Below are 9,513 nucleotides of genomic sequence, written 5' to 3'. Positions count from 1 at the left end.
GCCGCCGGAGCCGGCGGCGTCTGAACGGTCGGCAGCTTCGGCGGGGTTCGCGTACCGCCCGGAGTCGTCGTGGCGGCCGGCGCGTTGGCCACGGGCGCGTTGAGGTGCGGCGGCACCGTCGTCGCGGGCGCCGTCGCGGGCGGCGCAATCCCGGTGTTCGGCGCACCTGCGGGCGGGGGCGGTGCGCCATGAGCCCCCGGCACCGGCAGCGCATGGGCCGCGGGCAGTTTCGGCTGGCCCAGCGGCGGCGCGCCGGGTGCTACATTGGCCGGCAAGGCCGGCGGCGGCCCGCCCTTCACGGCCGGATTGATCGTCGCGCTCGGCGGCACCGGCAGCTTGCCCTGCTGGATCAGCGTCGCCCGCTGCACGACCGCCGGCGGCATGGCCGGCCCCGCTCCGGGCGGACGACCGGCAACCACCGGAGCCGGGCTGCCCGGCGGCCCGCCCGCGGGAGGCGCAGGCGGCGGGCGGTTGATGACGGTGTTGATGACCGTGGTGTTGTGGATGTTGGCGTAGATGATGTTGTGCGGCGGCGGCGCGACGTAGATCGGCGGCCTGACGAACACCGGGATCGGCACGAACACCGGCTGCGGCAGCACGAACAGGCCGACCACCGGAAGCGGCGGCGGCAGCACGATGAAGTCGGGCGGCGGCGGCGGCAGATAGTAGACCGGCGGCGGTGGCGGCGGCGCGAAGCCGAAATCGGGATCGGCAAACATCAGCACCGGACGATCGACATAGATGACCTCCTCCGGCGGCGGCGGCGGCACGTCGTAGTCCAGCATCGCAAAGCTCGGCGGTGGTTCGATCGGCGCGGTCAGGATCGCGAGCCTGCGCCGCGCATCGGGCGCATGCGGCCCGCGCGGATAGCGGCGCAGATACGACCAGTACGCCTCAGGGGTGTCGGCACGATAAGTGCGTCGCCAGGTAATCGCCTCGCGGCGCGCCGCGACGATCGCCCTCACCCGCTTCGCCATGGGATCGTCGGGCCAGGCGGCGAGGAATTCCTCGTACGCCGGCAGCGTGTCACGCTCGAGCGCAGCCGCATAGGCGTCCTGCGCGGAAAGATCGCGGATCGGCTTGCTGCGGATCGCGGCGACCTGGTCGGGGGCGGCCTGCGGCGGCGGCGCGTCGGGTCCGCGCTCGAAGAAGGCGAAGGGCGCGCTGATCTTCTGCGCGTCCCACGGCACCTGCGCGCCCTTGCTGGCCTCGTTGACGCGCAGGCGGACGCGCTCGAACACCTCCGGGAGCGACAGGCCGCCGGTGCGGATCATCTCGGCCAGCGACTGCGCGTAGGTGCCGTAGGGTCCACCCTCCACCGGCGCCACCGTGCCCGGCGCGGCGTTGAAGGCGACCAGCATGTTCGCCTCCGGCTCGACCAGCGCGAGCCCGCTCGCGATGCCCTGGCCGGCCTCGACGAACGGCTGCTGCCGCGCGGCGTCGAGCACCACGATGTTGGCCTTCAGCGGAATCGCGGCGAGCTGGCGGACATAGTCGCTGATGCGCAGGCCCTCGGTCGGGATGTCGGTGTCGCGCGTGATGTTGGAATCGACCGGGATGAAATAGTTCTCGCCGGCGAGCTGCACGCCGTAGCCGGCCAGGTAGATCATCGCCACCGTGCCGGGCCCCGAGGACTGCGCCTTCTGGATGAAATCGCGAAAGCTCTTGCGCAGCGTGTCGCCGTCGAGATCGCGCGCCCCCACCACGTCGAAGCCCGCGGCCTGCAGGGTCTGCGCGATCAGGCCGGCGTCGTTGGCGGCGGTGGCGAGCGGCGATTTGGCATAGGCGCCGTTGCCGACCACGAGCGCGATGCGCTTCTCCTGCTGCTGGGCGGCGGCCGGATCGACCATCGCCGTGGCCGCAAGCAGCAGCAGCGGCAGGAGAAGGGAGAGGAAAGGTCTTGATGTCCCACGCATGGCTGCCCGCTTTTGCTGGATCGCTTGTTGAGCGCACGTCCGCGCGAGTAGGCGCGCGGCAATCTGAACGGCCCTTGAACGAAGGCGCGAATTGAGGCGGCGGGATGGCGCCCGCCGGCTAGATCTGCTGCACGTCGACCACGCCCGCGACCGCCTTGATGGCGCCGGCGATCTGCGGGGAGACCTTGAAGCGGCCGGGCAGCTTCATCTCCACCTCGGTCTCGAGGTCGAGCATCATCACCAGCGAGACCTCCCCGTCGCCATTGCCGCGCGGAGCGATCGCGGGGCTGCCGATCTTCGGTGCCGCGGCCCCTTCCGGCACGGCGAGCCGCCGCGCGATCGACTCCAGCGGCTTGGTATCGCGCAGGAAGATGCGCAGGCCCTTCTGTGTCTTGGCGGCGGCGTCATCGAGCGGCTCGGCATGCAGCACGCGGGCGCGGACGTCCTCACCCTGAAGCTCGGCGCCGAGCTGCAGCAGCACGGCGGCGCCCGGCTCCAGCACGTCGCGGTATTGCGCGAGCCCTTCGGAGAACAGCACCGCCTCGAAGTGACCCGTGGGATCAGAAAGCCCCATGATGCCCATCTTGTTGCCGGTCTTGGTGCGCCGCTCCATGCGCGACACCACGGTGGCCGCGACTTTTCCCGCGGTCGCCCCGGTCTTCACCGCGCGCGAAAATTCCGCCCAGGTCTGCACCCTGAGCCGCTTCAGCACGGTCGCGTAGTCGTCGAGCGGATGGCCCGACAGGAAGAAGCCGATCGCGTCGTATTCGCGCCGCAGCCGCTCCGCCGGCAGCCAGGGCTCGACCTGCGGCAGCATGATGGTGGGCGCGTCGGCCGCGTTGCCGAACATGTCGTTCTGCCCGATCGTGGCCGCCTCGTGCGAACGCTGGCAGGCTGCGAGGATCGCGTCGGCGCCGGCGAAGACGCGCGCGCGGTTCGGCTCCAGCGTGTCGAAGGCGCCGGCGGCCGCCAGGCTCTCGATGACGCGCTTGTTGATCGCGCGCGGATTGACCCGCGCGGCGAAATCCGCAAGCGAGGTGAAGGCGCCCTTGCTCTCGCGCTCGGCGACGATCTGCTTCACCGCGTCGACGCCGACGCCCTTGAGCGCTGCGAGCGCGTAGTAGATCGTGTCGTCGCCGACCTCGAAGGTCGCGGCCGAACGGTTGACGTTGGGCGGCTCGACCCTGATGCCGAGGCGCTGCGCCTCGGCGCGGAATTCGGACAGCTTGTCGGTATTGTTGAGGTCGAGCGTCATCGACGCCGCGATGAACTCGACCGGATAGTGCGCCTTCATGTAGGCGGTGTGGTAGGACACCAGCGCGTAGGCCGCCGCGTGGCTCTTGTTGAAGCCGTAGTCGGCGAATTTCGCGAGCAGCTCGAAGATGGTCTCGGCCTGGCCCTTCGGCACGCCGTTCTTCACCGCGCCTGCGACGAAGACGGCGCGCTGCTTCTCCATCTCGGCGCGGATCTTCTTGCCCATCGCGCGGCGCAGCAGGTCGGCGTCGCCGAGCGAATAGCCGGCCATCACCTGCGCGATCTGCATCACCTGCTCCTGGTAGATGATGACGCCGAAGGTCTCTTTCAGGATCGGCTCCAGGATCGGATGCAGGTATTCCGGCTCCTCGTCGCCATGCTTGCGCGCGCAATAGGTCGGGATGTTCGCCATCGGGCCCGGGCGGTAGAGCGCGACCAGCGCGATGATGTCCTCGAAGCGGTCCGGCCGCATGTCGATCAGCGCGCGCCGCATACCCTGGCTTTCAACCTGGAACACGCCGACCACGTCGCCGCGCGCCAGCATCTGGTAGCTTGCGGCGTCGTCGATCGGCAACGTCGCGAGATCGATGTCGATGCCGCGCGGCTTCAGCAGCTTCACCGCGACGTCGAGCACGGTCAGCGTCTTGAGGCCGAGGAAGTCGAACTTGACGAGGCCCGCGGGCTCGACCCACTTCATGTTGAACTGGGTCACCGGCATGTCGGATTTCGGATCGCGATAGAGCGGCACCAGTTCGCTCAGGGGCCGGTCGCCGATCACGATGCCGGCCGCATGCGTGGAGGCGTGCCGCGTCAGGCCTTCGAGGCGCTGGGCGATGTCGAAGGCCTGCGCCACCACGGGGTCCTCGTCGCGGAAGGCCTGCAGCTTGGGCTCGCTCTCGATCGCCGCGGCGAGCGTCACCGGCGCGGCCGGATTCTGCGGCACGAGTTTCGTCAGCTTGTCGACCTGCCCATAGGGCATCTGCAGCACGCGCCCGACGTCGCGCAGCACACCGCGCGCCTGCAGCGTGCCGAAAGTGATGATCTGCGCGACCTGGTCGTGGCCGTAACGCTGCTGCACATAGCGGATCACCTCGCCGCGACGGTCCTGGCAGAAGTCGATGTCGAAGTCCGGCATCGAGACGCGTTCGGGATTGAGGAAGCGCTCGAACAGCAGGCCGAAGCGGATCGGATCGAGGTCGGTGATGGTCAGCGCCCAGGCCACCAGCGAGCCGGCGCCGGAGCCGCGGCCCGGTCCGACCGGGATGTCGTGCGCCTTCGCCCATTTGATGAAGTCGGCCACGATCAGGAAGTAGCCCGCATATTTCATGCGGGTGATGACGTCGAGCTCGAAGGCGAGCCGCTTGTCGTAGTCTTCCCCGGTGGTGCCGTGGGAGAGGCCGTGCACGCGCAACCGGTTGGCAAGCCCCTCCTCCGCCTGCCGCTTCAGCTCGGCGGCCTCGACCGCGGCAGCGTCTGGGCTCGACGCGGCGCCGACGGTGAAGAACGGCAGGATCGGCTTGCGCGTCATCGGGCGGAACGAGCAGCGTTCGGCTATCTCGACGGTGGAGGCGAGCGCCTCCGGAATGTCGGCGAACAGCACCGCCATCTCGGCGCGCGTCTTGAAGCGGTGGTCGGGCGTGAGCTGCTCGCGATCGGTCTCGGCGATCAGCCGGCCGCCGGCGATGCACAGCAGCGCGTCGTGGGCCTCGTAGTCGTCGGTTGCGGCGAAATACGGCTCGTTGGTCGCGACCAGCGGCAGCCCCTTGGCGTAGGCGAGATCGATCAGCCCCGACTCGATGCGGCGTTCCGTGTCCAGGCCGTGGCGCTGCAGTTCGACATAGAGGCGGTCGCCGAACAGGCTTGCCAGGCGCTCGCAGCGCGCCGCCGCGAGCTCGGCGTGGCCTGCCTGCAGCGCCAGCGAGATCGGTCCGTCCGGCCCGCCGGTGAGCGCGATCAGGCCTTCGGTCTCCCCTGCGAGCCAGTCGAACCTGACGAACGGTGCGTGGGTGTCGGGCGTCTCCAGGAACGCGCGGGAATCGAGTCGCATCAGGCTGCGATAGCCCGCTTCGCGCGCGGCCAGCAGCACGATCCGTGACGGCCCAATCGCGTGGCGCGCGTTGGGATCCTGGTCGCCGAAATCGATCGCGAGCTCGCAGCCGATGATCGGCTGGATGCCGGAGGCCGCCATCTTGTCGGAGAATTCCAGCGCGCCGAACATGTTGTCGGTGTCGGTCAGCGCCAGCGCCGGCTGGCGGTCGGCCTTGGCAAGCTCGGCGAGCTTGGCGATCTTGATCGAGCCCTTGAGCAGCGAATAGGCCGAGTGAACGTGAAGATGGACAAATCCGGCGCTCGGCATGGTCGCGTCTCAGGCCCCTTTTGGCTCATGGGTGAAGCGGTCGCGTATGCCGAGGCGTCACATGCCCGGCGGGGTCGACTCGCGCCGCAATGGTGGTGCCTCCGGCCTGCGGAGTCCACGCTGGCGCCGAACATTCCGCGCGCCGTCCGGCTTTTCCCCAAGCGCCCCTTGGGGTCTCAAGGACCCCGTATCGTCAGAGCTGCGGGATCAGAGCTGGGGAATGACCTGCGCCCAGATCGCGATCATGCCGACGAATAGCGTGATCGACGCCAGCGCCGCCGCCTCCTCCACGAAGATCCTGAACATGGTCCCGCTCCCTCGTAAGAACATAATGAGAACATTGTTCTCTTTTCGTTCCAAGGAGTCAAGCCGTCTGCCGAATATCGCCCCCCGGCTTGCAGGACCATGGTTAACTCACTGAGCTCAAAGAAAAAGCCCCGGCCAAAGGCCGGGGCTTCAAGACCGCAGATCGGTGCGGTCGATCCGCCGATTAGTAGCCGATCAGTACCTGGCGACGACCGGGCCGCCGAACTTGTAGTTCAGGCGAACCAGGCCCATGTCGACGTCCTGACCGATGCGATCGGTCTTCAGGCCGGCAAAGGTCACGTCCTTGTCGCCGAGGAAGATGTGGTTGTACTCGACGCCCACCGACCAGTTCGGCGCGAAGCCGACTTCGAGGCCGGCACCGACCGTGCCACCCCAGCGGGTCTCGCTGGTCGAAGCAAGCAGGCCGCCGGTGGCCGTGCTGTAGACGTCGTACTTGTCGCCGACCACGGCCGCGCCGCCCTTCACGTAGAGCAGGATGTTGTTCCAGGCATAGCCGACCTGACCGGTGATCAAACCGAACGAGTCGATGCGCGTACGATTGCGGTGCGCATTGAGCGCGCTGAGGTTGTCGCCCGAGAAGTCGGCCCAGTTGCCCTGGCCTTCGAGGCCGAACACGAACTGACCCGACTGCCAGCGGTAGCCGATCTGGCCGCCGACGGTGCCGCCCGTCGCGTTGTGGGAGCCTTCACCGCCGACGAGCGGCGCCAGCTGATCCCACGTCGTATGCGCCGAGGCGCCGCCGCCGTTGATGCCGATGTAGAAGCCGCTCCAGTCGTAGATCGCAGCAACCATCGCGGGCGCCTTGGTGTAGTGGCGCGCCGCCAGGTCAGCAGCCATCGCCGGCGCCGCCGCGCCGAGCGCGATCAGGCTTGCGGTGGCGAGCAACAGAGTCTTTTTCATTTTGATTCCCGTTCCAGTTTCGTCAGAGGCCCCCGGGGCCGTGCGCACCTCTTAACAGCGATCGACGGAATTGCTGTAGCCTCGACGCAACAGTCAGGATGAAAGGACCCGCGCGGAGAATCAAAGTTCGTGTGCGATGCTGGATTCGTTTGAATCTTGCGGTCGTCGCAGTTCCAGTGTGGACTACGCCGCACGCAGCGCGCCTCGAATGCATTCGGCGAGCGCGCGACAGGAGAAACTCGATGCGCGGATTCGTCGCCGTCCCCATTGCTGCCACAATCGCGCTCGGGCTCAGTCACGCACCTGTGAACGCTTACGGCGTCAAGCACCCCTTCTGCCTGACCGGCGACGAATGGCCCGGGCTGAGCAATTGTCGATTCGACACCTACGACCAGTGTCGGGCGAGTGCGTCGGGCCGTGCGCTGACCTGCATCGCCAATCCCTACTTCGCCGGCCAGAGCGGCGACCCTTACGCCACGCCCGACCGCTATCGGCCGCCGCCTCCGCCGCCGCCCTATTGGCAGCGCTAAATTAGCGGTGCACCGTTGGTCGGCCGTGGACACGATCATCATGATTCGCTTTGCCACTTTCGCCATCGCCGCCGTCGCAGCCCTCTGGCTCGGCCGGCCCGCGCGCGCCCAGACCTACGATCCCGCCTATCCCGTCTGCATGCAGATCTTTGGACCGGTGGGCTATTTCGACTGCCGCTATGCGACGATTGAGCAATGCAAATTCCTGGCGGTCGGCCGCGCCGCGCAGTGCATGGTCAATCCCTATTTTGCGCCGAAGAAGCCGACGAGCGGCCGCCGGTCGACACGCTCGAACTAATCGAGGAGGTGTTGGCCTGCGTCGATGCGATCGATGGCCCCGCCGCCATCGATGACCGGCTTATCTCGAAGCGGCGATCGATGAGGATGATCCGTCTTTCATCGCCACCGCGATAGGCGACATTGCCAGGGCGCGCGGAGTCAGCCAGTTCGCCAAGGAAACCGGGCTGAGCCGCGAAGCCATTTACAAATCCTTCCGCCCTGGCGGCAATCCGACGATTGAAACCGTTCACAAGGCAACAAAGGCGCTGGGTCTGAAACTGAAGCTCGCACCGTCCAAAGCGGCCTGACCAAGAACACGTCGAGGTCGGCGCTGCAGGCTGCACCCGCCCAGGCCAACCTCCAATGCCGGAGTTCGTTCAGTCGACCGCCAGCGCTTTGGCTGTCCGCGCGTAGATCGAGCTGATCAGTCCGGCGCATGGTCAGGCATTCGGCCGCCACCACCCGAAGATCGCGACCGATCGAACGCGTCGATCGATTGCGCCTTGCGAAGACGAACCGCAACGGGTCACGAGCTCGGCCTGCCCTGCCGGCGACGCTCGTGCCCCGCTGATCGCGTCCTTTACCGCCGCACCCCGACGCGGTTGACGCCGCCGTTCAAGTTGGTTGGGCTGGCCGTGCCGGCCCGGACCGCAGCACGTGCCACCGGCCGAGGCCTGAGCACGACGCCGGCCCTCGCGACGCAACCCACCGGATACTCAATGTACTGGCAATACACGACCGCGCCGGCTGGTGCCGGATTGAGGGTGACACCTGCAAGCCCCAACAGGGCGCTGGCAGCAATCCCCGCGACTGTCACCGACTTGATCGAAAGACGCTTCCCCGGCTGCATGATGATACTCCTTCCTGCGCGTGCGAATTGAAGGCTGACGAAGGCCGCTTCACGTACGGCCGATCGCAAAGTGAGCGCGCAGGAATACTTAACGTTGACGTAGATCAACGGTCCGGCAAGACCGCAGGCATCCCTCCGGGCGAAACTGATGAAGTGTGCGATGCGATGTGCGCACCACTACACCGCTCTTGGCGCTGATCTCGATGCAATGGCGTGGCGTCGTTTGGCGGTCTCAGAGACGCCCTTCCCTGCACAAGCGAATGAACAGCGCTCGAACAAGGGCCGTCTGGCGAGACGGCCCTTTTGGTCTGTTTGAGCGTCAAATCACGCGGAAGGTCGGCGCGCGCCTCCGGTAGACCAGAAGCCCGACGCTCGCAAAGCCCAGCAAGACCATCGCCCATGAGGACGACTCGGGAACGGCTGCGACCGCTACATTGTCAAGGATGTTTCCGATATTGCCATTGCCGCCGAGCAGATCGGCAAACGACAGATTGCCACCGCTCGTCGTGAAGGTGAACGAATGAATGGCAAGAGGATCACTCGCTGCCAGCGTGATCGGCTGGCTGAACGTGCCGAGGGTGACGACCGTCGTCTTCGGACCGTCGCCGCGTGCGTTACCGCCGAGGGCGAAAGAGAGCGTATAGGTTCCAGCCGCGAAGCTGGCGAGCGTCTGAAGCGTTCCAGGCGAACCGGTCGTACCGTTGAGATCGACGTAGCCGCCATTGCCGGGATAGAAATCGAAGGAAGTTCCGCTGGGAGTCTCGCCGATCAGGTCCACGCTCCCGGACGTTATCGACCAGTTGGTGGGTGGAATCCAATTCAACTGCCCCGAATAGCCGTTGAAGTCGTCGCTGAATACGATTGCGGCAGATGCGGTTGAACTATGCATCGCCATTCCGGCCGCAAGTGTCGCCACTGCGATCCACGCACTCGTCACTTTCATAGAGGACGCTCCTTTGGAGGGCCCCCGGCCCGCGAACCAAACAGTCATCCTATCCGAAGGTTCCGTCACCAACTCGAATTGCAGGGATCGTTCGACCGTGCCGGCGCCGGGCAATGCGGATCCCGCTTGAAAAGGCCGCAGCGGCTTTCGTCGCTGCG

At 66.9% G+C, this 9,513-nt stretch carries 8 protein-coding genes; 3 read left to right on the top strand and 5 right to left on the bottom strand.

The annotated features are described in order from the left end of the window. From KGM94_RS20095 to KGM94_RS20085, 3 genes are all read right to left on the bottom strand, one after another. On the bottom strand, positions 1-1,916 hold a 1,916-nt coding region (locus KGM94_RS20095), incomplete at its 3' end, for a caspase domain-containing protein (RefSeq protein WP_300263329.1). A 118-nt stretch (positions 1,917-2,034) separates the two neighbouring features. Then, entirely contained in the window at positions 2,035-5,526 is a 3,492-nt protein-coding gene (dnaE, locus tag KGM94_RS20090; protein ID WP_300263327.1) for a DNA polymerase III subunit alpha, read from the bottom strand. A gap of 501 nt (positions 5,527-6,027) precedes the next feature. Then, the gene (locus KGM94_RS20085; RefSeq protein ID WP_300263325.1) at positions 6,028-6,753 is read right to left on the bottom strand and encodes an outer membrane beta-barrel protein; all 726 of its coding nucleotides are present in this window, start codon (positions 6,751-6,753) and stop codon (positions 6,028-6,030) included. Between the two features lie 242 nt (positions 6,754-6,995). Here KGM94_RS20085 and KGM94_RS20080 point away from each other — a divergent pair, with 242 nt between their 5' ends. From KGM94_RS20080 to KGM94_RS20070, 3 genes are all read left to right on the top strand, one after another. Next, on the top strand, positions 6,996-7,283 hold the full coding sequence (locus tag KGM94_RS20080) for a DUF3551 domain-containing protein (protein ID WP_300263323.1): 288 nt from the start codon (positions 6,996-6,998) through the stop codon (positions 7,281-7,283). 40 nt (positions 7,284-7,323) lie between these two features. Beyond that, on the top strand, positions 7,324-7,581 hold the full coding sequence (locus tag KGM94_RS20075; protein ID WP_300263321.1) for a DUF3551 domain-containing protein: 258 nt from the start codon (positions 7,324-7,326) through the stop codon (positions 7,579-7,581). A 76-nt stretch (positions 7,582-7,657) separates the two neighbouring features. After that, on the top strand, positions 7,658-7,870 hold the full coding sequence (locus KGM94_RS20070) for an addiction module antidote protein (RefSeq protein WP_366526260.1): 213 nt from the start codon (positions 7,658-7,660) through the stop codon (positions 7,868-7,870). 272 nt (positions 7,871-8,142) lie between these two features. Here the strand turns inward: KGM94_RS20070 and KGM94_RS20065 are convergent, their stop codons facing one another. Together KGM94_RS20065 and KGM94_RS20060 are read right to left on the bottom strand one after the other, a co-directional pair. Then, a complete protein-coding gene (locus KGM94_RS20065; RefSeq protein WP_300263331.1) occupies positions 8,143-8,412 on the bottom strand; it encodes a hypothetical protein in 270 nt (89 codons plus the stop codon). A gap of 319 nt (positions 8,413-8,731) precedes the next feature. After that, the gene (locus KGM94_RS20060) at positions 8,732-9,355 is read right to left on the bottom strand and encodes a PEP-CTERM sorting domain-containing protein (RefSeq protein ID WP_300263319.1); all 624 of its coding nucleotides are present in this window, start codon (positions 9,353-9,355) and stop codon (positions 8,732-8,734) included. Between the last annotated feature and the right edge of the window lie 158 nt (positions 9,356-9,513).

The sequence above is a fragment of the Bradyrhizobium sp. genome, assembly GCF_028868675.1.
In the GTDB taxonomy this organism is placed as follows: Bacteria; Pseudomonadota; Alphaproteobacteria; order Rhizobiales; family Xanthobacteraceae; genus Bradyrhizobium.
The sequence above is the reverse complement of the archived record's forward strand: the minus strand, read 5'-3'. Positions and strand labels throughout refer to the sequence as shown.